The sequence below is a fragment of the Vibrio sp. genome (genome assembly GCF_050299255.1).
Lineage (GTDB): Bacteria > Pseudomonadota > Gammaproteobacteria > Enterobacterales > Vibrionaceae > Vibrio.
Genome location: NZ_JBNKVP010000021.1, coordinates 24,741 through 49,839, shown reverse-complemented (window position 1 = coordinate 49,839; position 25,099 = coordinate 24,741). Strand labels below are relative to the sequence as shown.

Sequence of the window (25,099 nt, the reverse complement as noted above, 5' to 3'; positions counted from 1 at the left end):
TGTCGCGGAAGAAGCCTTGTTCCGAGGGTTTATTCAACAAGCACTAAGTCGACGTTTTAATTGGAAGATTGGCTTATCAGTGGCGAGTATCTTGTTTGGGTTGGCACATATTGCAGGTGGTGGATTACTGGTTGTATTTGCTGCGCTTGCGGGATTGGGCTATGGCTTAATTTTCCATTTTACCGAGCGATTGTGGTGTGCCGTCTTAGTGCACTTCCTGTTCAATTTTGTTCATCTGCTTTTCTTTACTTACCCTGCATTAGCGCGTTAATTCGTATCCAGCTACTCACTGGGAAACATAAGCGAGATAAAGTCGTGGCCAATGTTACTTGGCCACACTGGTTAACCTGAGCCAGGGATAACCAGCGCTTGTTGACTTGCTTATCCCGAGTTCAGGTTAGTTAAGATTAAACTGCTAACTCTTGAGAAGTTTTGATGTAAATATCGCGCAGTTTTAAAGCGATCTCACCGGGTTTTCCATTAGCAATTGGCTTATCATCGATAGCAACGACAGGCCACACAAACGTAGTTGCAGAGCTGATAAATGCTTCTTTCGCTTGATAGGCTTCTTCAATGGTGAAGAAACGTTCTTCAATGGTTAAATCCAGTTCGTTAGCGAGTGTCATCAATGACGCGCGAGTAATGCCGTGCAAAATATCATTACTGAGAGGGCGAGTGACCAACACATTGTCTTTCGTCACAATGTAAGCGTTACTTGAACCTCCTTCAGTGACATAGCCATCTTCAATCAGCCATACATCTTCTGCACCAGCGGCATATGCTACCTGTTTTGCCAAGCAAGCCGGTAGCAAACTGGTTGTTTTAATATCACGACGACGCCAGCGAATATCATCAAACGAAATGACTCTGATACCCGTTTGAGCTTTCGGGCTATCGATGAGATTGCGTGACTGAGTAAATAGCACCAGCGTCGGCTCAATATCCTTGCTATAAGAAAAATCTCGATCGCCTTCGTCACCACGGGTCAGCTGGAGATAGATACCACCTTCGACTAAGCCATTTTTTTCAATCAGCTGTCGTTGAATATCCATCAACTGTTCGCCGGTCACTGGCATTTTAATACCCAGTTCTTTGGACGAACGCTCTAAGCGGGCAAGGTGACCTTCACAATCAATCAACTTTCCATCTAATACTGCGGTCACTTCATAGACAGCGTCAGCAAAAAGAAACCCTCTATCAAATACTGAAATTTTTGCTTCGCTTTCAGCAAGATATTCTCCATTGAGATATACAATACGTTCCATTATATTTCCCCTCATCCCCACAATTCGCAGTGGAAAGGCAGCATAGAATTATTATCAAATTCGAAACCGTGTTCGATATCTTCACTTAGCAGCAGCGGGCCATCTAAATCTACAACTTCTGCACCCTGGGCTACGACAAATGCTGGTGCCATGCTTAGTGAGGACGCCACCATACAGCCGACCATAATACGTAAACCAGCCGCTTCTGCCTGCTGTTTAAGTGCTAATGCTTCGGTTAAACCGCCTGTTTTATCGAGCTTTATGTTAACCATGTCATAGCGACCAATTACGTTTTTAAGGCTCATTCGATCATGACAAGATTCGTCGGCACAAATCGCAATTGGGCGTTCAAGATCATCAAGGACATGGTCTTCATCCGCATGGAATGGCTGTTCTATCATTGAGACATCAAGCTTGAGTAGTTCAGGAATGAGCTGCTGATAGTTCTCTACTGTCCACGCTTCGTTGGCATCAACAATGATCGCAGAATGTGGTGCACCACGGCGTACTGCCTGAACGCGTTTTAGATCGTCCGGGCCGCCTAGCTTCAATTTAAGCAGTGGGCGATGAGAATGTTCTATCGCTTTTTTTTCCATATTTTCTGGTGTATCAAGAGAAAGGGTGTACGCTGTGGTTAGCCTTTCTGCAACCACATCGACTTTCTTCCAGATAGACTGATTGGCTTGTTTACATTCCAAGTCCCACATTGCGCAGTCTACGGCGTTACGCGCTGCTCCTGATGGCAGTAATGGTTGCAAATCTTCTCGGCTAATTCCTGATTCAATTTTTGGAATGATGCTTTCGATTTGCGTCAGTACATTCTGAATCGATTCACCATATCGAGCGTAAGGGACGCATTCTCCGCGCCCTTTTTCGCCTTGGTGTTCAATTTCCACAATGATGGTTTCAGCGTGGGTTTTACTACCACGAGAGATTGTAAAACTTCCGAGAATAGGCCAACGTTTTGTATAAAGACTAACCTTCATTACAGCTCCGCTAATTTATCTACAATACGTGCTACGCCTTGACGGAATGGGTCGACAACGGGCAAGCCAACTTCAGACTCAACTTTATCCATATACTTCAATGCTTCGCTCTCAGTCAGGCCTGAAGTATTGATCGATACACCGACAAACTGGACATTAGGGTTTGTGAGTTTGGCGGTGGCAATATTCGCTTCCATGCAGGTCTTAATGTCAGGCAACTGATAATCTGGCAGGCCACGCATGTGGGTGCGAGTTGGTTCATGACACAAAACTAAAGCGTCCGCTTGCGAACCGTGAATAAGGCCTGTGGTAACACCGGCAAAAGAAGCATGGAACAGCGATCCCTGACCTTCAATCACATCCCAGTGTTGTGGGGCATTTTCTGGAGCGATCGTTTCTATCGCACCTGCGATGAAGTCGGCCACAACACAGTCTGCACTTACACCGTCACCAGTAATAAGAATACCTGTTTGACCCGTAGCGCGAAAATCTGTATCGATACCTCGCGCTTTCATCTCTTTTTCAATCGCCAGAGATGTATACATTTTACCTACAGAGCAGTCCGTACCTACGGTCAGTAAGCGTTTACCCGAGCGTTTCTTGCCGTTAGCGACTGGGTAAACTTGAGTTGGGTAGCGAACATCAAAAAGGCTACAACCGTTTTTCTTCGCACATTCAACCAGCTCAGGGATATCGCTTAACTTATTGTGCAAACCTGACGCTATGTCCATACCCGCTTCTAAAGCTTCTATCAGCACAGAAACCCATTCTTTAGAAATGATGCCGCCTCTGTTAGCTACACCAATAACCAAGGTTTTAGCACCAGCTTCAACGGCCTGGGCTACACTCAAATCATCGAGACCAACGTCGGCATTACAGCCTTCAAGGCGTAACTGACCAACGCAATGCTCTGGACGCCATGTCTTGATTCCTTGTGCTACTTTCGCGGCTAAAGAATCTGCAGCGTCACCCAAAAATAATAGATAAGGTTGTTTAATTTCCATTTCGTGTTAGCTCCGTGTCGTGAACCTGGTGTCCCACCAGCTGTTAATCTTGTGTGTTAATACAAACTACAGTGCAAAATTCGTGACAGCAATATCAATTAATAGGTAGGAATATTTAAATTATAAGCATTGAAACTCAGTCATATGCAGAATTTATTCATATAAAATCAACCTCGTGAATATTAATTCACCTTTAGGGTTTTTATAAAATCCTGTATGTAGTTTATTTGTTAGATTTTAATTGAAGTTCGTGCCCGTATCAGCGACAGATTGTTTTATTACTAAATGAATTCTGCGTCCTATCTATAAAATAACACATTAAAACCCAATTGGTTGTTTACACCGTATTTATGAGCATTAATAGATTATTATAAAATGTGATAAATATCACATTAGGATGATTTGTTTTTATCGTCAGGTTTTAGTGTGTTGTTTGAATATTCACATATTTGCACCAAAACAATGCGTATAGTTCACTTTTGGTGCATAAAATTGCGCTTTTTATGAATTACTTATTTGCGGTTATACTATTCCTAGTTTGTTTTTTTGGGATTTCATAGCGCTCATTAATAGATAAATAATCTGATTATATTTATTGTAATGGTGGTATATGCTGATTGAAGTATTGCTGAGCGGAACTTTTGGTATGAATTTTTATTTAGGATATCTATCTATAAAAGTATTGACCAATGATTATATGTGCTAGTTGGTCAGGAAAATTTAATATGGTCTGCATATTGCTTAGATAGCTTTAAGCATATTTGTCTTAAAGTAATTTGGAGCAAGTTAAATGGAATTAATACAAGAGTTTATTGGACAAGTGAACGGGATAGTTTGGGGTGTTCCCATGCTCGTCATGATCTTGGGGATCGGTATTTATCTGAATGTTGGACTGAAGTTTATGCCACTGTTCAATATTGGCCGAGCATTCAAATTAATGTGGCGGGGGCGAAAAGCCACCGATAGTAAAGATGGAGAAATTCCTCCATATCAAGCGCTGATGACTGCGCTTTCCGCAACCGTTGGTACGGGTAATATCGCCGGTGTTGCAACTGCAGTGTTTATAGGTGGCCCTGGCGCGTTGTTTTGGATGTGGATAACCGCACTACTTGGTATGGCTACGAAGTACGCGGAAGCAGTGTTGGCGGTAAAGTATCGTGAAACAGATGCAAATGGCAGTTTTGTTGGTGGCCCAATGTACTACATCAAGAATGGTATGGGTAAAAAGTGGGCATGGTTAGGCACTGCATTTGCGCTGTTTGGTTCTTTCGCCTGCTTTGGTATTGGCAATGGTGTACAGATTAACTCCATCGCTCAAGTTATGGAAACGACATTCAACTTCTCGCCTTTAGTTGTCGGTGTTGTCGTAATGTTCTTATCTGGTGCTGTTCTACTTGGTGGTGTAAAACGTATTGGAGCTTTTGCAGGTTCTCTTGTTCCTGTTATGGGGATCGCTTACGTTGGTTGCGGTGTGGTCATACTGATTATGAATATCGACCAAATAGGTAATGCATTAGCACTCGTTGTTCAACACGCGTTTACACCAACGTCTGCTCAAGGTGGTTTTGCCGGAGCGACAGTTTGGATGGCAATTCGATTTGGCGTAGCTCGCGGTATCTTCTCAAATGAAGCTGGGTTGGGTTCGGCACCGATTGCACATGCTACGGCGCAGACAAGTGATCCTGTTCGTCAAGGCTTCATTGCTATGCTAGGCACCTTTATTGATACCATTCTAATTTGTAGTATCACCGGCTTGGTCATTATCATTTCGGGACAATGGACGGGTAGTGAATCGGGTGCGGCGTTAACATCGGCGGCTTTCGGTCAAGTTCTGCCTGGATTCGGCAGCTATTTGGTGGCAATTAGCCTGGCTATATTCGCTTTCACGACAATCGTTGGCTGGTCTGTTTACGGCGAACGATGCGCGTCTTATTTATTTGGCTCAAAAGCAGTCATACCTTTTAGACTCATTTTTGTACTGGTTTTACCCATTGGTGCAACCATGGAACTGGATTTTATTTGGCTGCTTAGTGATACGTTAAACGCAATGATGGCAATCCCTAACTTGATTGCGTTACTGGCTTTAAGCCCAGTTGTGTACAAGCTGACTAAGGAATTCTTTGTAGAAGAAGCCTCCGAACGCATCGCGGAAGAAGAACTGTAACCGCAAAATAAGCAGCTCAGCACAACGTCATCCCTATCGCAAACGGTGTTGGCTGAGCTGTCATGGATGAAATGAAGTACAGGAAAGAATTAATGATCACTGCTGAAGCTGTTATCAATCTAAAAGCACTTAGCGATAACTACAATATACTTAAGAAAAAAAGCGCGAATAAATCGGTTGTCGCCGTCATAAAAGGCGATGCTTATGGGCACAATGCGGTAAAAACGGCACAAACGCTAACACAAGCCGACATGTTTGCGGTGTCTCGCATAGAAGAAGCGCTAGAGCTAAGAGGCGAAGGAATTACGCAGCCAGTATTGCTACTTGAAGGTTGCTTTTGTAAAGCAGACCTCGAAACGGCCGCTCGCGAAGGATTTCACACCGCGATTCACTGCAAAGAGCAGTTGGAAGATCTTAAACAGGCGAATATCACTCAACCGATCACTGTTTGGCTCAAGCTCGATACGGGAATGCATCGATTAGGAGTTCATCCTTATGAACTCAACGATTACGTTCGACAAATCGAAGCAACCAATAAGATCGCCGGACCAGTGGGGTTTATGAGCCATTTCAGCTGTGCGGACGATATGTCTTCTTCAACAACACAAAAGCAGATTGATCTGTTTTTATCGCAAACCGCCGGCTACCCAGGACCCAAAACATTGGCCAATTCTGCCGGTATTTTATATTGGACTGACTCCCATTTAGACTACATGCGCGCAGGTATTTCACTGTATGGTATCAGTCCTAACGAAGATGAAACTGGCGCGCAGCACGGGTTACGTTGCGCAATGACGCTGAATTCAAAACTCATTGCTGTTCGTGAACACAAAGCGAATCAGCCTGTCGGATATGGAGAAAAATGGACATCAGGCCGTGATACCTATATCGGCGTTGTCGCGATGGGCTATGGCGATGGCTATCCTAGGAACGCCCCGGAAGGGACTCCTGTTTACATAAATGGACGTATTGTACCAATCTCAGGCCGCGTCTCTATGGATATGGTAACCGTTGACCTAGGGCCAGATGCACTCGATAAGGTTGGAGACAATGTCGAGTTTTGGGGAGAAAACTTACCTATTGAAAACGTTGCGCAACATATAGGGACAATCCCGTATGAGCTCGTTATCAAGCTGACTAAGCGAGTTCGAAAAACGTTCGTTGAGAACTAAATTTTAGAGTCATCGCCAGAGCGGCTTGAGTTATGGCCTGCGTGAATATTTTCTATTGAATCACTGTAAAATGATGAGGTTATATTCATTAGCTGTTTCACAATCTGCTCTTTATCTGATGCGCTGATCAAACGTTGTCGGACGAACTTTTCCAAATGTGCTTTATGCACCGTATTTAACATGTGGTGCAACCATTTTCTATGAGCTGTCGCAGTAATTACAGGATAGGTTTTGTCTAGTTTATTGACGGTATCAGAACTCTGTTTACGCCACGATTCCCAAACTTGCAGGACTCGTTTTTTCAACGCTTCCTCAACCGGATAATCGTTTAAAAGCGTCTTTAGCTCGATGAGAGTTAAGTCAGACGTTAGCAATCGAGACCATGCGATTTCATATTGGGTTGTCACATTGGATGTATGTTTCTTTGTCCATTTATCGAACATATGAGTAAGCCATCGTTTGTGAGTCGTTTGAGTTTGGGGATGCTGGTATTTATGACGAACTGCATCCATTTGTTGATCTAAAAACTCTCTTTGATTTTGATAACTTGCCATTGATAACAAGCCTTGATCATATAGCAGATATAAGTATTCACTCTCTATGCTGAGACCCTCCATGAGCAGTTTCTTAAACAAACTTTCAGTATCCAATTGTGTAGAATAGAGCTGGCGTAGGTTTTGTCTTTCTTCATCTACATGCGATTGAAGAGACTGCATCATTTGGTTCGGGGCTCCGCTATCCGCTAACGGTGTTTTAGCCAGATGAACAAGGACTTTCTCGCTGGCTTTCATGGCAGATAGCATAAGTTCTTTCTTGGTAATCTTTTCTTCTATGCTGGTTTCATCCAGCTTCAACCGGCTCGCAAGGGGAGACAAAGTTAATCCCTGAACCAGAATGGTAAAGAATACCGCGCCCATTGCGACCGCTAACATGGTTTCTCGTTCCTCAAGAGCAAACACTGAGCTGTCAGTAATAATCAGTATTGAAAGAGCCAGAGTGACAGCACCTCTTAATCCACCCCAAAGACAGATGTGTTGGTAGGCTCTGGGCAGAGAGTAGGATAGGCGTCGTAGCCGACCGAAAAATGGCAATATCCAGTATACAAAGCCTGCTCTCGCAGCAAGCATGCTGATGATCACCAGCAAAGTGATAAACCAGTGGGACGCGATCAATTCCAAGTTTAACCACAATCCAACCAGTATAAAAATCATGGACTTGGCAAGATCTGATAAATAGGTCCAGAATCTATTCAAATACTGGTTCGACTCATTACTGATCGGCAGTGGGGTGTTTTTCGCCAACACCAAGCCGCAAATGGTCAGGGCTACAATGCTGCTGGCATGGATAAATTGTTCAACACCAACAAAGCACCCAATCGCGGTGACCAGGCTGATGCTGATTTCAATGTAGGGATCGTCAGGAAGGGCTTTCATGAGCCAGAGAAGTATGTGCCCCGTAATGTAGCCGGACAGTGCACCAACTACAAAAACCCAGGTAAATTGCCAGATACCAGTCAATACCATTTCGGTTGGCGTTAGGCTCATTGCGAAAACCAATACCGCGATTTTAAATGCCGCAATGACGGTCGCATCATTAAATAAACTCTCCCCTTCGACAATTGTGATGAGATCTTTAGGGGCCCCGGATTCTTTAAAAATGGCAATCGTGGCACTGGGATCGGTAGCACTTAAAATAATCCCGAGTATAAGGGCGGTCTGAGGGGGGAAAATGCCAGTGAAAACCAATGTAGCCGTTATTACGAAGGTTGAGAACATGACACCAGGAATTGCCATTATCATGATGGCCGCCCAGTTAGCGGTGAACTTAGCAAAATCGAATTTATACGCAGCCTCAAACACTAATAAGGGTAAGAAGACAAATAAGATGGTCTTCTCTGTTATCTCGGGCTTGTAGAAGATGCTGATTCCGGTCGGCAATTCTGGTAACAGAGTCAGGAAAACGCCAGACATCACTAAAACAATAGGGAAGGGTACGCGTAAGGCTTTTGCAATAAGTGACGACGTAACGGATACCGTCAATAACAATACGATACCTAAGATGGACGATATGAAAATGTCAGGAACATTCATACTTATTGGACGTCTTATTTTATTCGTTGCGCTAAGCCTATGAATTAATCATGGTTGATCTTTTGAAAAGGTTCCGAATAAATTTCAACAAGTACCCAATGTTCCTTTTTTGAGTTTAAACGTCGGTATTTACGCTCAACTATGACTCAACATTTTTTGTTGCTTAGAAAATCCGCAATAATTAATCCAAATACCGATGCCAGCAATGAGCGAGCCAATAAAGGCGAGCGCCGAGTGCTGGATAAAGAGCATACGACTCCCAAATCAAGTAATGTTCCACCACCAATGGCCCAGTTACTTTTGTCTTTTGTGTTTGTCTCTTTACGAGCGATTGTATAGTTTTTCGAAATTGCTCGGATTCCAGCCAATCATGATCCGGTCGCCAATTTTTAGAACCGGTACCGAACGGGCGCCGATGGCATCCAGCTCTTTACGTCCGCGCTGCATTTTGGCATTACACAGCCGGTATTGAATACCTTTGGCTTCCAGATAGCGCTGGGCATCTTTACAGTGGGGGCACTTATCTTTGACATATAATACGACGCGTTTCATACCAGTAGGTTCCTGACAGCTTTTTGACCGGAAAAGTGTACAGAATTTTTCTCCGATGGCAATCTGACTGACAGATTGATAAGCGGTGTATTGTTGCGCTCAATCCGTTACACTATGCGCCCTCAAGAGGAAAGGTCCCGGAATGATTGCCCAGCTTCGTTATATTCAAGGTTATCCTGATCATATTGTCAGTTCAGTTGAACAACTGCTGCAAAAAGGCCAGTTCAAAACCTGGTTTGAACGCCGTTATCCGTCCTATCACGATATTCGCAGTGATCAGGCGTTGTACGAGTACACTCTGGCGATTAAAAATCGTTACATGAAAAAAACCGCGCCGCTGAGCAAAGTGATTTACGACGGCAAGATTCATCTCATTAACAACGCCCTGGGCCTGCACAGCTATGTGTCGCGGGTGCACGGCAATAAAATCAAAGCTAAAAATGAAATCAGAATCGCCAACGTATTTCGCCAGGCGCCGGAACCGCTACTCAGGATGCTGGTAGTGCATGAACTGGCACACCTGAAAGAGAAGCAGCACGACAAAGCGTTTTATCAGCTCTGTTGTCATATGGAGCCGGATTACCATCAGCTCGAACTGGACGCCCGCTTGTTTATGATTTACCAGGAAATCGATACATGACCAGCCGCAATAAACGTTTTTCCCGACCAACCAAACCCAAGCAAGCTGATTCGTCTCACCGCAAGCCAGCACAAAAAGCGGCCAAGCCTTCCGGTTCTCCATCATTGGGTTCAGCCGCCACTAAAAAACGGGTGAAATCTGGCTTGCATCCGCGCAACCGTCACCGCCATGGTTACGATTTCGCCGCCTTGGTTATGCAAACGCCGCAACTCAAAAAGTATTTACGTACAACGCCTGGTGGAGAAACCAGTGTCGATTTTGCCGATCCTACCGCGGTTAAGCTGCTTAACAAGGCGTTGCTGGCCTGTCACTACCAGGTTGAGGTGTGGGATATCCCGGCAGGATACTTGTGTCCGCCTATCCCGGGACGGGCAGACTATATTCATCGTCTGGCAGATTTACTCAATGAAGACTGCCCTGGGCTAGATCCGAAAGCCGTGCAGCTACTGGATATAGGGGTGGGTGCCAGTTGCATCTATCCCATCATCGCCTGCCAGGAATACCAGTGGCGCTGTATCGGCAGTGATATCGACCCGGTTTCGGTCAAAGTTGCCAACCAGATCGTATCGGCTAACGCTCAATTAAGCGGCAAAATCGATTGTCGTTTGCAGAGCGATTCACGCCGGCTGTTTACCAATATTATTCAGCCCGGCGAGCGCATTCACCTGACCTGTTGTAACCCACCATTTCATAAATCATTGCAGGAAGCCGAGCAGGGCACTAAGCGCAAACTGACCAATTTGCAGAATAACCGCCGTAAGCGTGGTGCCGCTGAGGTTGCTTCGCCTAAAAAAACGCTGAATTTCGGCGGACAAAAAGCAGAATTGTGGTGTCCGGGTGGTGAAGCGGCATTTATCAAAAACATGGCGCATGAGAGCCACCAGTTTGCCGACCAGGTACTGTGGTTTTCAAGCTTAATATCGAAAAAAGACAATGTTCGTTGGATGCGCAAGCAACTCGATAAGGCGGGGGCCAAGGATGTTCGCGTGGTTGAAATGCAGCAGGGACAAAAAGTCAGTCGTTTTATCGCCTGGAGTTTCAAAAATGAGACGGAGCGCCACAACTGGTTAAGGTCAAACGACTAAAATTTACCCCTACTTAGTGATACAAAAGTCAATAAGTTAGGAGTGGTGATGGAATTTAACCTTATATTGCCCTGCCAACCCATGTGGGTTTGTGGTGCTTTCGCTAACCTGTTTGCCATCGTGTTCTGCATTGGCCTGGTGCTGTCTACTGTTATGCTCTATCGGGACTGCGTCTGCGCACCACGCAGCAGGCGCGACAGGTAGTGACCACATCGGCATCATTAGTGACCGAGCTTGGTTGCTAAAGCAGAGTAATGATCGCTCAGCTTTGGATTGCCGGCCGCCAGCTCCAGTTCAGCCATCATCTCCAAGGCCAGCTTGTTCCAGCCCACTTCGCGTTTAAACTCAAACAGAGTGGCCCGGGCCTGAATCAATTTGCCCTGTTCCCGTTGCAATCTGGCCAGTTGCAGCCGTGCTTGAGCGTGACCCGGCTGAAACGCTAACAAGCGTTCAAAATACCGTTCTGCACGTTCGGCGTGGCCAGCTTTCCAGGCACATAAGGCCGCATTCTCAAAGCTGGATGTCAGTTGGTAATAGTCTGAAAGATCAAACGCTTTGTTAAACATTTCATCGGCGAGCGGAAAGTCGCCCTGTTTACATAAAAATGCCCCGTAGTTGTTCAGAACATGGCCGTTGCCAGGATGCTGTTTGAGGGCTTGCTGGTAGATGTCGCGTGCTTTATCCGGTTCTTTAACGAACTCCCAGTAGTGTGCCAGCGCCAATTGGGCGCGGTAATAGTCTGGCGCCTGTTGCAGCGCTCGTTCCAGGTTCTCTCTCGCTTTAACCGGCTGCTGTTGTTTTAAGTAGCCCAGACCAAGGGCGATTCTGGATTCCGCTATTGAAATCGGGTCCTGGTCGGGCAGGGTTTGGCTATTTTCAACCTGAGTAACACAGCCGACAAGTAATGCACTGATTAATAACAGATAGTTTTTCATCTCTTCTCCTTACTGCAGACCACATAATAAAAACTGGCGATGGTTGCGGTACGGCTGAAACAGAAGGATGCGAGTGAGTTGGCACAAATAGCGGGGTAAAAGACAAGGCCGCAGTTGCGGCCCTGGAAGAGTACTATTGATCGTCTTTGGTAAACGCGTCTTCGCTGAAATGATCCAGGTCGTATGGCGTTTGTTGGTACACGCAGTAGTTCAGCCAGTTGGCAAACAGCAAATGACCATGACTGCGCCAGCTGGCGATCGGTTTGTTATCCGGGTTGTTATTCGGATAGTAGTTAATCGGAATTGCCGGCTCCATGCCTTCGCCCAGATCACGAATATACTCGTTGTGCAGAGTCATCGCGTCATATTCCGGGTGGCCAGTCACAAACACGTTTCGTTTGTCTTTCGTTGATGCCAGATAAACCCCGGCCAATTCCGACGTGGCCAAGATATCCAGGTCGGTATGTTCGGCCAAAAATTCAGGTGAAAAGTCGGCGTAGCGGGAATGAGGCGCTAAAAACGTATCGTCAAAGCCGCGCAGAACCGGGTGGTGTGGGTCATGAATGTCATGCTGATACACACCGGATAATTTTTCTTTCCGGGTTCGCTTCGGCAGGTTGTACAGCAGCTTCAGTCCTGCCTGAGCAGCCCAGCAAACATATAGGGTTGAAGTTACATGTTCCTTCGCCCAGTTCATGATGGTTTTAAGGTGATCCCAGTACAGCACATCTTCAAATTGCACCAGGCCAAGTGGCGCACCGGTGATGATCAAACCATCGAAATTGCGGTGCTTGAGCATATCGAACTGGCGGTAGAAATTGTCCAGGTGTTCTGTCGGGGTGTTTTTACTCGGTCTGTCGTCGATACGCAGCAATTCGATATCGACCTGCAACGGACTATTGGACAATAAGCGCAGAAATTGAGTTTCCGTCTCAATTTTTTTCGGCATAAGATTCAGGATCAACACCTTCAGTGGACGAATTTCCTGAGTCATTGCGCGAGTCTCCGTCATAACGAAGATATTTTCGGTACGCAATACGTCTGATGCGGGTAATTGATCGGGGATCTTAATCGGCACAGCTCTCTCCCTAAAGCAGTTTGGACGTCTATACTTCTGAAATTAACTCAATAGCAGCGCGTTGTCGATAGCAAATTGCAACTAAATTACGTTAGTATCGAGTTCGAATCACTCAGCACGAAAACCTTATGACAGTTAGTTTAACCCTGATTCGCGGTTTGCCCGGGTCGGGAAAGTCCACTTTAGCCAGAACCATGGACGCGGCGCATTTCGAAGCAGACATGTTCTTTACTGACGAAAATGGCCAGTATCATTTTGAACCGGAAAAACTCGACCAGGCCCACCATTGGTGCCAACAGCAGACCGAATGCGCGCTACGAAACCACCAGAGCGTGGTAGTGGCGAATACCTTTGTCCGGCTGTGGGAGATGGCGCCTTATATTCGAATGGCGAAGCGGCTAGGCGCAGAGCTCAGAGTGGTGGAGTGTCACGGCAATTATGTCAGCCTGCATGGGGTACCAGAGAAAACCATCGCGACTATGCGTCGGCGCTGGCAAAACTGGCAGGGCGCGGAGCAGGTTAATGGCGGCTAGAAGCTTAAATGAGCCAGCACGGTGCTGGCGCTGGCTTAGAAGGGTTACTGTTGTTTTACGTCTCTTAAGTGGCTCAGCCAGAGTATGACGGACCAGCCCAGGAGCACCAGCCACAACTGGCTCCACTGCGCAGCGATTTGCCACCACTGGGCCCCCATCTGGTTAATCGCCAGAAAGGCCTGAATCGCCGCAGTGCTGGGTACCAGCTCAGATAAGACAAGTAAAGGCTGGGGAATGACTTCCAGCGGCCAGATAAAGCCAGCGGTGAAAATCAGCGGCATGGAGCTGATCAGTACCACCAGCGTCACCAGCTCACGGCGTGGCAGCAGTTTGCCTAATACCAGTCCGACCACCGTGCTGGCGACAAAAAATGGTAGCATCAGTAGCAGCAAGTCGCTGGTTTGGGCCAGCTGGTTGATCCCGTGAGTGGTAAAGCTGATGCCGAAATAAAACAGACCGAGCAGATAATAGATGCTAACCAGCAGGATGATACGGGCCAGGTAAAGCTTTAGTGGCGGGGTGTGAGTCCAGTAGCCGATGCCATCTTTCTGGGTGCCGACCATCAGCCCACTGGCCATGATCAGGGTTTGCTGCAGTATTAACACAAACACCGCCGGTACCACGTAATCGACATAGCCCATACGCGGGTTAAACGTCGGTTTAAGGTTGAGTTTGATGCTGGTGTACTGTTCACTGGCCTGATTCAGCGGCTGACCGTCCAACAGCAACTGGGAGACTTTCACCTGAGCGGCCAGCGTGCCACCAGCTTGTCCCAGACCTTCCACTACGGTGCCGTACACCAGAAAATAGGAAGCATCCCCCGCATAGGCCAGCGTGGGGCTGCGCCCGAGAAGCAGATCTTTATAAAAGTGCTCCGGGATCACCACCAGGCCACTAATGTTACCTTGCAGAAAAGCCTGTTTAGCTTGTTCGAGGCTGTGGTCTCTTTGCACCACTTTGACTTGTGGCGTGGCATCGATCATACGTTCAAGCTGGTAACTGGCGCTGGATTTATCCAGATTGACCACACTGACCAGTTGCTCCCGTGGTGTCTGATTAGCGTAGGGCAACGGGTAGAGCACAGAATAAAACAGTACGCCACCGAATACGGTAATCACCACTGCGGTATTGCTCAGCAGTGCGCGCAGTTCCAACCACAATAACCTGCCAAAATTCATGCGGTGGCTCCTCGCTTAGGTTCATTGTATAAGGCCCGTTTTAGCAGCAGGGCTGTAACGGCCAGTGGCAGGACAAATCCAGCCAATGGTAACAGGTGTTGCAACGACTGCCATGCCGTGACGCCGTAACTTGCCTGGCTGACTTGCAGCTCAATATAGTGACTGACGGGAAGCAAACTGCGCCAGAATTGCGCTAATGCCGGCATATCGCTGACCGGAAAGGTAATACCCAAAAACGCAAAGCTGGGAGCGGTAAACGCGCCGGCGAAACTGAGCGCACGAGCCGGGTCGAGCGACAGGAAAAAGAACAGACAGGCCATGATCATCGCTGCGATGGCCGTGACACACAGGCCAAGCAACATAGGCCATAGTTGCCCCTGCATTGGCCAGTCCATGCCCCAATAGAACCAGCACAAAAAGGCTGCGCCCTGCAGCAGATAGACAGGCAGATACCAGGCGAGAGTTTTAGCCAGTGACAATAGCGGTGTGACGTTACCCAGCCAGCGTTGCAGGCCAAAATAGCGTTGATGCGCAGCCAGGATCAGAATCGTTGATGCCACCACCATGATCTGCCAAAGGGCCGGGATGATGGCGCTGACCAGAAACTGGGCATAGTTGCTGTTCTGGTTAAACAGTGCTGTGATTTGCGTCTGAACCGTTACCGCGCGCCCGGCGGCGGCTGCGAGATCCGTGTCTCCTTTCGCCAATTGCTTGGCTACCGCCAGTTCAGCGTTGAACGTGCCCTGAGCACGCAATAGTGCAGAGCTAATCAGTTTGGCAGTAAGAATATACTGGCTGTTGTAGTAGGCCGAAATCTGTGGTGTTTGGCCGCTATACACCCCTTTGTCGAGTTGATGGGGAATGACCACATAGGCATAGATATCGCCCGATACCATAGCTTGCTTTGCCTGAGTTGCATCCTGATAGTGGCGCTGTACATCTAACGTGGGTGAGGCGTCATAGTAACGGACCAGTTTCTGGGACATGACGCTGTGCTGCAGGTCGACCACACCAATCGGTAATTCGGTTGCAATGGCAGCAGAAAATATCCAGCCAATCATGATCGCCAGGCCGACCGGAATCCAGGTCAGGCTGGCGAGTAACCATTTGTCATGGCGAAGGACTAACCATTGTGAAACCAGAGACTTTGGCATAGTTACAACTCAACTACCAGGCTCATCCCCATCCGCAGTGGCAGCAGCGGGTCTACAGGACGCGCTTCCACTTCAAAGGTTCTTAAATCGAATCCTTGTGAAGCGTCGGTTGAGCGCCAGGTGGCAAAGTCACCCATTACCGCGATATGGGACACTTCAAACTCAGCGTTTTTGTCCAGTGCTGGCAGGTAGGCACTAAAACGCTGGCCCTTAGCGAATGACTTAAGCTGATCTTCACGTACATTCAGCACTGCCCAGGAGTCTTGGGTATCGATCACGGTGACCACCGGAAAACCCTGCGGAGCCAATTCACCGCTGTGTAGCAGTACCTGCGATACTTCGCCGTTAAACCAGCTTTCGATCTTGGTGTCCTCGGCATACGCCTCCACTTCGGCGACCGCGCCAGCGGCCATACGCGCTTTTTCAGCGGCCGCCAGTTTGGTTTCATCACGGGCACCTTCACGGGCCATCTGATACATCTGGTAAGCGGCGCTTTCACTGTATTTTGCTGCCTGCCACTGGGTCTTGGCTTCATCACGTTTCTGCTCTGAAACCACCCCGTCCTGATAGAGGTTATTGACCCGCTGATAAGTTTTTTCCCTCAACTCTGCGGCGGCTTTGGCTTTTAACCACTGGTCTTTTGCCGCCTGGATTTGCTGAGTCCTGGCGCCTTTTTCCGCTTCCTGCGCCAGCGCGCCAGCGGCTTTTTGTCCGGCTACCGCCTGTTCCAGTTTGGCGTCAATTTCAGGGCTGTGCAGGGTAAAGATCAGCTGACCTTTTTCCACCGCGTCACCTTTTCTCACCATCACCTGATCAATCCGGCCCGGTACTTTAGAGGAGATAGAATATTGCTGAGATTCAATCTGGCCCTGAATTCTGACCGGCTGCGGTTGATAGGCCTGATAAAATCCGTAACCAACCCAAGCTGCAATGGCCGTTGTCGCGAGAGTGAAAAGAGCAGGTTTAACAACTTTCATGATGCATCCTCTAGGCTTAGCTCGTTGTCCGTCAGTGATGATTGTTGGTATTGATCAAAAGCATTCATTTCGCCGGATAAAGCCAGCAACTTGGTCAGGGAGAGCAGGTAATTGAAGCGTGCCGCTGCCTGTTGAGTACGGATACTGGCGAGATACAGTTCGGCGTCAACCACGTCGACCGAGGTGGATAGGCCCTGGTTAAAGGCTTTTTGCCGTAAACGCAGGTTTTCGTCTGCCAGTTGTAAGCTGCTTTGCAAGCCCAGAACTTCGTCACGTGCTTGCTCCGCTTGCAGATAACTTTTTTGTACCAGTACCGTGAGATCCTGTTTGGCCTGAGCTTTAAGGTATTTCACCTGAGCCACCGCACTGTGTGCTGCCTGTACTTGCTGTGAGCGGCCGCTGGATTCTATCAGCGGAATACTGACTCCGACGCCGACTAACCAATCCGGCTTCATCTGGCTGGCCAGCGACTCATGCTCATACAGGCTGTAATCCCCGTACAGATACACTTCTGGGTAGTATTTGCCTTTTTCTGCCTTCATCAAACTGTCGGCCTGCTTTTGTTTGGCTTCCAGCAGCGCCAGACCGGGGTAAGTGGTGAGGGTTTGATCGACAAACGCATCCAGTGGTGGCAGATGCTGGTTGATAAACAGCGCATCGGATGGGACCGCTGAAGAGGTTAAGTTCAGTATCTGGGTCAGAGCCGATTGGGCAATGGTGAGGTTTTTCAAGGCCTTGCGGGTTTCGACTTTTGCTTTATCCAGCGATGCTTCGGCTTGCAGTCTTTCTACCCGGGCAATCTGGCCCTGCTGCTCCAGTTTTATCGAGTTGTCGCGGTGTTGTGTCAGGCCGGCTTCAACCGCCTGGCGCGTAGAGAGTACTTCCTGGGCCAGTTTAACGCTGAAGTAATACTTACTTAAATCTTCGTAGCGGGCCTGGGTTTCCATCGCCAACTGGCTTTGAGCTTCTTCGCGGCGGCCGGCAGCAGCAGCTTGAGCCGCATTGATTCGTCCTCCGGTAAAAATCGGCCAAATTGCACGAATGGATGAACTAAAGATGTCGCGCTCGGTGATGGTCGATGTAGTATTGCTGATCTGGCGGATGATTGGGTCCAGCATCGGGCCCATACTGGCCGGTAAACTTTGCCCGGTACTGTCGATGATCTGTTTACCCGATAAAGTAACATCTCTGTCCAGTCGGGTGTAGTTGGCCCCCACCGTGACCTGCGGCAAATTGAGATTATCCGTTGCGTCTTCCAGATATTGGTAACGGCTGACGTTAGCCCGTTCGGCCGCCAGGGAATTGTTTTGTTGCTGTAGGATCTGCCACGCCTGACTAAAGCTGATATCTTGTGCAAAAGCCACATTTATACTGCTTGCGAGTAGCGGTAGCGCAATGACCCAAGGACGAATATTCACAAACCAGAGCTCATATTAAAATTAAAAATAGAGTATAAACTCTAGTAATGAGCTGTGCAATTCGTTCCAGTGGGATAACGAAGGAAAATAAAGTGCAGATGGACGCTTGAAGCGAGGGGGCAAACGATAAAAAGGGAGCCGAAGCTCCCTGTCAGGTTTACGATTCCGTTGGTAACGGTTGCCTGCGCCATCTGCTGACGATCATCATGATGATCGGGCTGGCCAATACCAGCACTGCTAGCAGAGTGAAGCTGAAGGTTATCGGTCTTTCCCATAAGAAGGACAACTCACCATCGCTTAACATCAGTGCCCGGCGCAGGTTCTCTTCCATTAATCCACCAAGGATAAAGCCGAGCAACAATGGGGCAAGAGGAAAACTCGCCAGCCTCAGCGCGATTGCGCCCATGGCGATCAGTATCATGATGAAGATATCCATGGTGTTAAACGAAACTAAATATACACCGGTGATCGAGAAAAACAGGATCATAGGCAGCAATACGGTGCGAGGTACCGCCAACAAACGCGAGATATATGGGATCAGCGGCAAATTGAGGATTACCAGGACGATATTGCCGAAATACATTGATATGATCACTGACCAGAACACGTCCGGATGCTCAACAAACAGTCTTGGGCCCGGCTGAATGCCGTAGGCGATCAGCGCGCCAAGCATGATGGCAGTGGTGCCGGAACCCGGAATTCCCAGTGTCAGCAGCGGGACAAAGGATCCACTGGATGCCGCATTGTTGGCTGACTCAGGAGCGACTAATCCACGCAGACTACCTTTACCAAACTGCTCTCGCTCTTTTTTCGGTGCCAGGTTGCGTTCCATGCCGTAGCTCAGAAACGCGGCGATTGTCGCCCCGGCGCCCGGTAGCACGCCGGTGAAAAATCCCAGAATCGAGGAGCGGATCGAAACAGGTGCGAGCTCTTTAACCTCTTCCCTGGTCACTTTCATACTGCCAAGCTGACTGATCTTCGACTGTTCGTCAGAGCGGGTGTCCTGGTCAGGTTTCAGGATACCCATGAGTGTTTCGCCCAGGGCAAACGTTGCCATCGCCAACAGCAGGAAGCTAAAGCCATCCATCAGGTCGGTCAGGCCGAAGGTAAATCGTTCAACTCCAACGCCTTTGTCTATGCCGACAGTCGACAGCATCAGGCCGAGCACGGTCATCATCCAGGCTTTGAGTACCTGTCCTTTGCCGGCAAACGCGGCCACGGCAGACAAACCAAGCAACATCAGCGCGAAATAGTCGGAAGACTGGAAGCTCAGCGAGACTTTGGCCAGCGCAGGTGCGGCGACCAGTAGCATCAGTGCTGACAATGTGCCGCCGGTAAACGACGAGTAAGCCGCCAGTGCCAGTGCTTTACCAGCCTGACCTTTTTGCGCCAACGGGTAGCCATCAAATGCGGTGACTACCGTGGATGAACATCCGGGCGCATTAATCAGAATTGATGAGGTTGAACCGCCAAATACGGCACCGTAATAAACGCCGGCCATCAGAATCATTCCAGATGAAGGGTCCAGACCGTAAGTAATTGGGATCATCAGCGCTATGGCAGAAATAGGGCCAAGACCGGGAAGCATACCGATAAAGGTTCCCACAAAACAGCCAAGCATGACCATCATCAGATTCATGGGCATGACCGCGGTGGACAGCCCTTGTAAAATTCCATCTAACATAATGATATTCCGTGTTAAACCTTACCAGAGCGTGAAAAGAACACCCGGTTCAAGATAGATATCCAGTCCTTTGGTCAACAGCAGGTAAAAGCCGGTGACAAATGGCAGTGAGGCTGCGAACAGCACTTTTAGTCGTCGCTCTCCCAACAAATAAAAGCCGGCAACCAGGAACAGACTGGTGGCGATAACAAACCCCAGATAGGTCAAGCCGACGCCGTACAGCGCCATCAGTGCCAGAAAGCCAACCAGTAGTTTCCAGCTCATGCCTCTGACGTCCTCTTGCTGTTGATCCCCCTGACCAAACACCAACAGCAGCAGTGACAGGCCGATACCGGCAATGGTCAGCAGCGTCGGCAGTGTCCGGGCAGTAAAGGGTTCGTACTCATCGCCCGGGAACATGGGAATCAGGCTGGTCTGATAGCCGTAACAGAGAGAGAGCAGCAAAAACAGCATCGCTCCGACGCGATCCCGGCTAAGCAGGTTTTGCCTGGTAAAGAATTGAGTAGGTGAAGACGACATATCCGACTCCTGTTATGAGAGAAAGTGCTCTAAAGCGCGGCACCAATTGAGTGGTTGTTTCTCTGGTGCCGCGAACCTGGCTAAAGTACACAGTGGTTGCTAGTGGCAACTCATACTGTTATTTCAAAAAACCAAGCTCTCGCATCAGGTCACCCATCTGCTTTTCCTGATCTTCTAAGAAGGCATAGAAGTCTTTGTCGGCTTTGTAGTTGTCGATCCAGCCGTTGCGGTCACGCACGACTTTCCATTCAGGAGTGGCGTACATCTTATTCAACGCCGCAGTCCATTCGTCAATCTTGGCTTGGCTAACGCCTGGAGCGGCGAAGAAACCACGCCAGTTAGCAAACACGGTTGGGTTGCCATAGTCAGTTAGAGTAGGGATATTCGGCGCCGCTTCCAGTCGTTTTGGGGCGGTCACTGCCAGAATTTTCACCTGGCCGGATTTGGACATTTCCAGTACTTCGCCAAGGCCGGTAGACAGCAGTTTGGTTTCTCCCGACAGCAGTGCTGCCATGGCTTTGCCGCCCGCATCATAGGCGATATAGCGAACCTGTTTAGCGTCAAAGCCTTCACCTTTAAACGCGGCTGCGACGACCAGGTGGTCCATACTGCCTCGGGCAGACCCCCCCGCGACTTTTACACTGCGAGGGTCTTGTTTGAAATCTTTGACCACATCTTCCCAAGTGTTATAGCCGGAATCGGTGGACGTCACGATCGCACCATAATCGGCAATGGTCGCTGCCACTGGTGTGAGATCGCAGAATGATTGTGGAAAAACACCAGAAAGGGAACGGACCACGATAGGAGTTGAGTTAACCATCAGAGTGTCCGGTTGACGCTCCGCTGTTTCGATCAGGTGAGCAATGGCTTTACCGCCGCCGCCACCGGACAGATTCTGAAAGGAGACATTGTCGACAATATCTGATTTAACCAGTACATCACCAGTTCCACGCGCGGTCATATCCCAACCGCCACCTGCGCCACCAGGGATCAGAAAATGAATTTTCTCGATATCCGCTGCAAAGGCAGAGAGAGAAAAGCTTGCCGTAATCACGGCTGCTGTCAGGGTAGGTTTTAACATTTTCAACATGGTTCACGTTCCTTATGTAATGTGCGTTCCCGTAAGAGCAACACTTATCGTTATGGCTTGTTCTGCTTGCCACAATGGCTGGCAGATGGAACAAGGTTAAGAAAATGTTAATCAGCTGTCTGTATAAGTGAGATAAAAACAATATTGGGCAATAGCGCTATTTTGTTCATAAAGTTCACGCCATCATGCAAACAAACGTGATTGTCGACACATGGTGGAAATTTACCCAATTTACCCTTCCGATGCTCAAGGCGCGATTGTTTTGAGTGCAATGCTATTAAATACAATGATATATGGTGATTTAATTGTTATTAAATGACTTATTTGGTGTCGTTTGAGATGTTATACCTTAGTCTACATTGTCGACAATACTCTTGATTGTTGACACTTTGTCGGCTAATTTTACTGTAGTTGAATGAGGTTGTAGACAATAGCAATACCCAGCGCGGCAGATACATCGACCGCTCAGAGTCCGCCTGGCGAGTCCTCTAGATAAAAATTGATACAGAGACTTAACATCGATAACTACGAGTGCCTTGAGATGAATAATGAAGTTAAAACTCGTCCCATCGAGAAAGAAAATACCAAGTCGGAGAGTCTGACCGGATATCTGGTGGATGCGATTGTTGAGGGAACGATTGCACCGGGCAGCAAAATTTCAGAGCCGGAACTGGCGAAGAAACTGCAGGTAAGCCGCGGTCCATTGCGTGAGGCGATTATGCGCCTGGAAGGGTTGGGGCTGGTCGAGCGTATCCCACATGTTGGTGCCCGGGTGATCAGCTTCTCGCTGGAAAAATTGCTTGAACTGTATGCGGTCAGAGAAGCGCTTGAAGGTATGGCGGCGCGATTGGCGGCAAGAAATATTACCGAAGAAGAATTACACGGTCTGGAAAGTGTACTGAATACACATTCCAGGCATATCGATCAGGTTGATGGCGCGTCGTATTTTCACCAACACGGCGATTTTGATTTCCATTACCGAATCATAAAAGCCAGCCGTAACAGCCAGTTAGTCACCTTATTGTGTGATGAGCTGTATCACTTGCTGCGTATGTACCGATTCCAGTCGCCACGTTCTCATTCTCGCCCGAAAGAGGCGTTGGATGAGCATAAATACATTTTGCAGGCGATTCGTAATCGGGATGAAGAACTGGCGGAGATGTTGATGAGAAGACACATCTCGGGCAGCCGAACACTGATCGAACAACAAATATCACTCGCTGAAAACGAATAAGGAGATTTCGCCATGACTTTATCGCCGGGGGCTAAGTTCAGACAAGCCGTTGAACAAAATGATCCGCTACAAATCGTCGGAACGGTTAACCCATATTGCGCCATGATGGCGAAAAACCTGGGCCATCAGGCGATCTACCTGTCTGGTGGTGGCATCGCGAATGCTTCCTATGGTTTGCCGGATCTGGGTATCACCACGCTAAACGATGTGCTGGTCGACGTTGACCGCATCACCAATGCCTGTGATCTGCCGCTGCTGGTTGACATTGATACCGGCTTTGGCGGCGCCTTTAATATCGCCAGAACCATCAAAGCGATGGAAAAAGCCGGAGCGGCCGCGGTGCATATGGAAGACCAGGTCGCGCAGAAACGTTGCGGTCACCGTCCAAACAAAGCCATTGTCAGCCAGCAGGAAATGGTCGACCGGGTCAAAGCGGCCGTCGATGCCCGTACTGATGAAAACTTTGTCATTATGGCACGTACCGATGCGCTGGCAGTGGAAGGTATCGATAGCGCGATTGAACGCGCCATTGCCTGTGTTAATGCAGGTGCCGATATGATTTTCCCTGAAGCGATGAACAAACTGGATCAGTATGTGACTTTCTCACAAGCACTGGAACAGGCGACCGGTAAGCACGTGCCAATTCTGGCGAATATCACCGAGTTTGGTCAGACGCCATTGTATGGCTGTGAAGAACTGGCCCAAGCCCGTGTTGACATGGTGCTGTACCCGCTGAGCGCATTCCGTGCCATGAACAAAGCCGCTGAAATGGTCTACAAACACCTGCTGGAAGTCGGCAATCAAGAAGCCTTGCTCGACAGCATGCAGACCCGAAAAGAGCTGTATCAACACCTGAATTATCACGACTACGAGGACAAGCTAGATCGCCTGTTCTCTGGTCAGTAACAACGGAAGCCCAAGAAAAACATCCTAAACCTATAACGTGAAATTGCTTGGCCGGAATAGAAAAGTCCCAAAAGAGGACAACCGGCTAAGCCAGAAAAGGAGTTCATTATGCCTTCTAAAGAGTTAGGCGGAGCTGGCCTACGTGGTCAAAGCGCTGGTAGCACTGCATTGTGTACGGTCGGAAAAACTGGAACGGGGTTAACGTATCGTGGCTATGACATCACTGATCTAGCCAACAATGCTCAGTTCGAAGAAGTCGCCCACCTGCTGTTACGCGGTCACTTACCCGACCAAGCGGAACTGGACGCCTACAAGACTTTGCTAATGAGTCAGCGCGGTCTGCCTCAAGAACTTAAATCCGCCCTGGAGCTGATCCCGGCTGATGCCCATCCGATGGATGTAATGCGTACCGGTTGTTCAATGTTGGGCAACCTGGAACAGGAGCAGGACTTCAGCCAACAGCAGCAGGCGACCGAGCGCATGCTGGCCCTGTTCCCGGCCATTATCTGCTACTGGTATCGCTACAGCCATGACGGCGTACGTATCGACACCGAAGATCGTAACGAAGATTGTACCGGTGGCTACTTCCTGAAAATGCTGACGGGCAAAACGCCGAGCGAGTTGCACAAAAAAGTGATGCACTGTTCTTTGATCCTGTACGCGGAGCACGAGTTCAATGCCTCTACCTTTACCGCCCGTGTCTGCGCCTCAACGCTGTCGGACATTCACTCCTGTATTACCGGCGCCATCGGTACCCTGCGCGGTCCACTGCATGGCGGTGCCAATGAAGCCGCCATGGAAATGATCCAGGACTGGAAAACACCGGATGAAGCGGAAGAAAACATCCTTAAGATGCTGGCTAACAAAGAAAAAATCATGGGCTTTGGCCACGCCATCTACCGAGAAAGCGACCCGCGTAATGCCCTGATCAAGCGTTGGTCGAAAGAGTTGTCTGAAGCGGTGGGCGATACTCATCTTTATGCGGTATCTGAGCGGGTAGAAGCGGTGATGAAGCGGGAGAAAAACCTGTTCTGTAACGCAGACTTCTTCCACGCGTCGGCTTATCACTTTATGGATATTCCGACCAAGCTGTTCACACCGATTTTCGTGATGAGTCGTTTAACAGGTTGGGCTGCGCACGTGTACGAGCAGCGCGCCAATAATCGGATTATTCGTCCAAGTGCGGATTATGTAGGACCGGATCATCAAGAATGGTTGCCAATTGAAGAGCGCTGATTGGCGGGTTTGCCGCTAATCAGGTTTTAACAAGACTAGAGCGTTCAGAGCTAACCATGGTCACACTGAGAAATGTATCGGTTGAAAGTGACGTTGAGAACAATAAGCGCCAATGATTAAGACCAATGTAGTTGTTTCACAGTGATGCACACTGGCTAGGCCAAGCCGAGAGAGATCAAAGCCCGGCCACAGGGCTGAA

At 48.5% G+C, this 25,099-nt stretch carries 24 protein-coding genes; 10 read left to right on the top strand and 14 right to left on the bottom strand.

Going from position 1 to position 25,099, the window contains the following annotated elements; translation table 11 throughout:
- Positions 1 to 271 (top strand): lysostaphin resistance A-like protein (locus ACQY6F_RS08315; protein ID WP_428773580.1); only part of this gene is annotated, 271 nt, incomplete at its 5' end.
- A 136-nt stretch (positions 272 to 407) separates the two neighbouring features.
- Here ACQY6F_RS08315 and ACQY6F_RS08310 read toward each other — a convergent pair.
- The 3 genes from ACQY6F_RS08310 to dgcN are packed head-to-tail and all read right to left on the bottom strand — an operon-like array spanning position 408 to position 3,255.
- Positions 408 to 1,265: a D-amino-acid transaminase gene (locus ACQY6F_RS08310; RefSeq protein WP_428773578.1), complete on the bottom strand. Its 858-nt coding sequence runs from the start codon at positions 1,263 to 1,265 to the stop codon at positions 408 to 410.
- Positions 1,266 to 1,276: 11 nt separating this feature from the next.
- On the bottom strand, positions 1,277 to 2,251 hold the full coding sequence (gene dgcA, locus ACQY6F_RS08305; protein WP_428773577.1) for an N-acetyl-D-Glu racemase DgcA: 975 nt from the start codon (positions 2,249 to 2,251) through the stop codon (positions 1,277 to 1,279).
- Positions 2,251 to 3,255, bottom strand: coding sequence for an N-acetyltransferase DgcN (gene dgcN / locus ACQY6F_RS08300; protein ID WP_428773576.1), 1,005 nt, complete (start codon positions 3,253 to 3,255; stop codon positions 2,251 to 2,253). Before dgcN ends, dgcA begins: the two co-directional genes overlap by 1 nt.
- A gap of 790 nt (positions 3,256 to 4,045) precedes the next feature.
- Between dgcN and ACQY6F_RS08295 the strand changes: the two genes are divergently transcribed.
- Together ACQY6F_RS08295 and alr are read left to right on the top strand one after the other, a co-directional pair.
- Positions 4,046 to 5,419 (top strand): alanine/glycine:cation symporter family protein, encoded by a 1,374-nt coding sequence (locus tag ACQY6F_RS08295; protein ID WP_428773574.1) that lies wholly within the window; start codon positions 4,046 to 4,048, stop codon positions 5,417 to 5,419.
- 92 nt (positions 5,420 to 5,511) lie between these two features.
- The gene (alr, locus tag ACQY6F_RS08290) at positions 5,512 to 6,591 is read left to right on the top strand and encodes an alanine racemase (protein WP_428773581.1); all 1,080 of its coding nucleotides are present in this window, start codon (positions 5,512 to 5,514) and stop codon (positions 6,589 to 6,591) included.
- Here alr and ACQY6F_RS08285 read toward each other — a convergent pair.
- Both ACQY6F_RS08285 and ACQY6F_RS08280 read right to left on the bottom strand, forming a co-directional pair.
- Entirely contained in the window at positions 6,588 to 8,681 is a 2,094-nt protein-coding gene (locus ACQY6F_RS08285; protein ID WP_428773573.1) for a cation:proton antiporter, read from the bottom strand. The genes alr and ACQY6F_RS08285 overlap by 4 nt on opposite strands.
- A gap of 321 nt (positions 8,682 to 9,002) precedes the next feature.
- Complete coding sequence (locus ACQY6F_RS08280; protein ID WP_428773571.1) at positions 9,003 to 9,233, bottom strand: glutaredoxin family protein; 231 nt, start codon at positions 9,231 to 9,233, stop codon at positions 9,003 to 9,005.
- 142 nt (positions 9,234 to 9,375) lie between these two features.
- On the opposite strand from ACQY6F_RS08280, the gene ACQY6F_RS08275 reads away from it, so the two are divergent.
- From ACQY6F_RS08275 to ACQY6F_RS08265, 3 genes are read left to right on the top strand one after another with little or no spacing between them, the layout of a single operon-like run.
- On the top strand, positions 9,376 to 9,873 hold the full coding sequence (locus ACQY6F_RS08275; RefSeq protein WP_428773570.1) for a M48 metallopeptidase family protein: 498 nt from the start codon (positions 9,376 to 9,378) through the stop codon (positions 9,871 to 9,873).
- Positions 9,870 to 10,958, top strand: a complete 1,089-nt coding sequence (gene rlmF, locus ACQY6F_RS08270) for a 23S rRNA (adenine(1618)-N(6))-methyltransferase RlmF (RefSeq protein WP_428773569.1) — start codon at positions 9,870 to 9,872, stop codon at positions 10,956 to 10,958. Before ACQY6F_RS08275 ends, rlmF begins: the two co-directional genes overlap by 4 nt.
- Before the next feature lie 48 nt (positions 10,959 to 11,006).
- Entirely contained in the window at positions 11,007 to 11,162 is a 156-nt protein-coding gene (locus ACQY6F_RS08265; protein ID WP_428773567.1) for a hypothetical protein, read from the top strand.
- Between the two features lie 17 nt (positions 11,163 to 11,179).
- On the opposite strand, the gene pilW is transcribed toward ACQY6F_RS08265, so the two are convergent.
- Positions 11,180 to 11,893 (bottom strand): type IV pilus biogenesis/stability protein PilW, encoded by a 714-nt coding sequence (gene pilW, locus ACQY6F_RS08260; RefSeq protein WP_428773566.1) that lies wholly within the window; start codon positions 11,891 to 11,893, stop codon positions 11,180 to 11,182.
- A 133-nt stretch (positions 11,894 to 12,026) separates the two neighbouring features.
- Positions 12,027 to 12,971 (bottom strand): homoserine O-succinyltransferase MetA, encoded by a 945-nt coding sequence (metA, locus tag ACQY6F_RS08255; RefSeq protein WP_428773564.1) that lies wholly within the window; start codon positions 12,969 to 12,971, stop codon positions 12,027 to 12,029.
- Positions 12,972 to 13,099: 128 nt separating this feature from the next.
- Here metA and ACQY6F_RS08250 point away from each other — a divergent pair, with 128 nt between their 5' ends.
- A complete protein-coding gene (locus tag ACQY6F_RS08250; protein WP_428773563.1) occupies positions 13,100 to 13,504 on the top strand; it encodes an AAA family ATPase in 405 nt (134 codons plus the stop codon).
- Between the two features lie 44 nt (positions 13,505 to 13,548).
- On the opposite strand, the gene ACQY6F_RS08245 is transcribed toward ACQY6F_RS08250, so the two are convergent.
- From ACQY6F_RS08245 to ACQY6F_RS08215, 7 genes are all read right to left on the bottom strand, one after another.
- Positions 13,549 to 14,682 carry an ABC transporter permease gene (locus ACQY6F_RS08245; protein ID WP_428773561.1) on the bottom strand — a complete coding sequence of 378 codons (1,134 nt, stop codon included), beginning with the start codon at positions 14,680 to 14,682 and terminating at the stop codon, positions 13,549 to 13,551.
- Positions 14,679 to 15,836, bottom strand: coding sequence for an ABC transporter permease (locus ACQY6F_RS08240; protein ID WP_428773559.1), 1,158 nt, complete (start codon positions 15,834 to 15,836; stop codon positions 14,679 to 14,681). The genes ACQY6F_RS08245 and ACQY6F_RS08240 overlap by 4 nt, the downstream gene beginning before the upstream one ends.
- 2 nt (positions 15,837 to 15,838) lie before the next feature.
- Positions 15,839 to 16,813: an HlyD family secretion protein gene (locus ACQY6F_RS08235; protein ID WP_428773557.1), complete on the bottom strand. Its 975-nt coding sequence runs from the start codon at positions 16,811 to 16,813 to the stop codon at positions 15,839 to 15,841.
- The gene (locus ACQY6F_RS08230) at positions 16,810 to 18,177 is read right to left on the bottom strand and encodes a TolC family protein (protein WP_428773556.1); all 1,368 of its coding nucleotides are present in this window, start codon (positions 18,175 to 18,177) and stop codon (positions 16,810 to 16,812) included. The genes ACQY6F_RS08235 and ACQY6F_RS08230 overlap by 4 nt, the downstream gene beginning before the upstream one ends.
- Positions 18,178 to 18,388: 211 nt before the next feature.
- Positions 18,389 to 19,915 carry a tripartite tricarboxylate transporter permease gene (locus ACQY6F_RS08225; protein ID WP_428773554.1) on the bottom strand — a complete coding sequence of 509 codons (1,527 nt, stop codon included), beginning with the start codon at positions 19,913 to 19,915 and terminating at the stop codon, positions 18,389 to 18,391.
- 21 nt (positions 19,916 to 19,936) lie between these two features.
- Positions 19,937 to 20,434 carry a tripartite tricarboxylate transporter TctB family protein gene (locus tag ACQY6F_RS08220; RefSeq protein WP_428773553.1) on the bottom strand — a complete coding sequence of 166 codons (498 nt, stop codon included), beginning with the start codon at positions 20,432 to 20,434 and terminating at the stop codon, positions 19,937 to 19,939.
- Positions 20,435 to 20,552: 118 nt separating this feature from the next.
- Positions 20,553 to 21,524: a tripartite tricarboxylate transporter substrate binding protein gene (locus tag ACQY6F_RS08215; RefSeq protein WP_428773551.1), complete on the bottom strand. Its 972-nt coding sequence runs from the start codon at positions 21,522 to 21,524 to the stop codon at positions 20,553 to 20,555.
- Positions 21,525 to 22,065: 541 nt separating this feature from the next.
- On the opposite strand from ACQY6F_RS08215, the gene ACQY6F_RS08210 reads away from it, so the two are divergent.
- The 3 genes from ACQY6F_RS08210 to prpC all read left to right on the top strand — a co-directional run bounded on the left by ACQY6F_RS08210 (position 22,066) and on the right by prpC (position 24,900).
- On the top strand, positions 22,066 to 22,758 hold the full coding sequence (locus tag ACQY6F_RS08210) for a GntR family transcriptional regulator (protein ID WP_428773549.1): 693 nt from the start codon (positions 22,066 to 22,068) through the stop codon (positions 22,756 to 22,758).
- Positions 22,759 to 22,770: 12 nt separating this feature from the next.
- Entirely contained in the window at positions 22,771 to 23,664 is an 894-nt protein-coding gene (gene prpB, locus ACQY6F_RS08205) for a methylisocitrate lyase (protein ID WP_428773547.1), read from the top strand.
- A 108-nt stretch (positions 23,665 to 23,772) separates the two neighbouring features.
- The gene (gene prpC, locus ACQY6F_RS08200) at positions 23,773 to 24,900 is read left to right on the top strand and encodes a bifunctional 2-methylcitrate synthase/citrate synthase (protein WP_428773546.1); all 1,128 of its coding nucleotides are present in this window, start codon (positions 23,773 to 23,775) and stop codon (positions 24,898 to 24,900) included.
- Positions 24,901 to 25,099 lie beyond the last annotated feature (199 nt).

Excerpts from the sequence above, each read along its gene's own strand:
- rlmF (WP_428773569.1), top strand. The coding sequence starts at position 9,870 with ATGACCAGCCGCAATAAACGTTTTTCCCGACCAACCAAACCCAAGCAA.
- pilW (WP_428773566.1), bottom strand. The coding sequence starts at position 11,893 with ATGAAAAACTATCTGTTATTAATCAGTGCATTACTTGTCGGCTGTGTT.
- alr (WP_428773581.1), top strand. The coding sequence starts at position 5,512 with ATGATCACTGCTGAAGCTGTTATCAATCTAAAAGCACTTAGCGATAAC.
- ACQY6F_RS08250 (WP_428773563.1), top strand. The coding sequence starts at position 13,100 with ATGACAGTTAGTTTAACCCTGATTCGCGGTTTGCCCGGGTCGGGAAAG.
- prpB (WP_428773547.1), top strand. The coding sequence starts at position 22,771 with ATGACTTTATCGCCGGGGGCTAAGTTCAGACAAGCCGTTGAACAAAAT.
- ACQY6F_RS08225 (WP_428773554.1), bottom strand. The coding sequence starts at position 19,915 with ATGTTAGATGGAATTTTACAAGGGCTGTCCACCGCGGTCATGCCCATG.
- prpC (WP_428773546.1), top strand. The coding sequence starts at position 23,773 with ATGCCTTCTAAAGAGTTAGGCGGAGCTGGCCTACGTGGTCAAAGCGCT.
- dgcA (WP_428773577.1), bottom strand. The coding sequence starts at position 2,251 with ATGAAGGTTAGTCTTTATACAAAACGTTGGCCTATTCTCGGAAGTTTT.
- ACQY6F_RS08245 (WP_428773561.1), bottom strand. The coding sequence starts at position 14,682 with ATGAATTTTGGCAGGTTATTGTGGTTGGAACTGCGCGCACTGCTGAGC.
- ACQY6F_RS08235 (WP_428773557.1), bottom strand. The coding sequence starts at position 16,813 with ATGAAAGTTGTTAAACCTGCTCTTTTCACTCTCGCGACAACGGCCATT.
- dgcN (WP_428773576.1), bottom strand. The coding sequence starts at position 3,255 with ATGGAAATTAAACAACCTTATCTATTATTTTTGGGTGACGCTGCAGAT.
- ACQY6F_RS08280 (WP_428773571.1), bottom strand. The coding sequence starts at position 9,233 with ATGAAACGCGTCGTATTATATGTCAAAGATAAGTGCCCCCACTGTAAA.
- ACQY6F_RS08285 (WP_428773573.1), bottom strand. The coding sequence starts at position 8,681 with ATGAATGTTCCTGACATTTTCATATCGTCCATCTTAGGTATCGTATTG.
- ACQY6F_RS08215 (WP_428773551.1), bottom strand. The coding sequence starts at position 21,524 with ATGTTGAAAATGTTAAAACCTACCCTGACAGCAGCCGTGATTACGGCA.
- ACQY6F_RS08265 (WP_428773567.1), top strand. The coding sequence starts at position 11,007 with ATGGAATTTAACCTTATATTGCCCTGCCAACCCATGTGGGTTTGTGGT.
- ACQY6F_RS08240 (WP_428773559.1), bottom strand. The coding sequence starts at position 15,836 with ATGCCAAAGTCTCTGGTTTCACAATGGTTAGTCCTTCGCCATGACAAA.
- ACQY6F_RS08295 (WP_428773574.1), top strand. The coding sequence starts at position 4,046 with ATGGAATTAATACAAGAGTTTATTGGACAAGTGAACGGGATAGTTTGG.
- ACQY6F_RS08210 (WP_428773549.1), top strand. The coding sequence starts at position 22,066 with ATGAATAATGAAGTTAAAACTCGTCCCATCGAGAAAGAAAATACCAAG.
- ACQY6F_RS08275 (WP_428773570.1), top strand. The coding sequence starts at position 9,376 with ATGATTGCCCAGCTTCGTTATATTCAAGGTTATCCTGATCATATTGTC.
- ACQY6F_RS08310 (WP_428773578.1), bottom strand. The coding sequence starts at position 1,265 with ATGGAACGTATTGTATATCTCAATGGAGAATATCTTGCTGAAAGCGAA.
- ACQY6F_RS08220 (WP_428773553.1), bottom strand. The coding sequence starts at position 20,434 with ATGTCGTCTTCACCTACTCAATTCTTTACCAGGCAAAACCTGCTTAGC.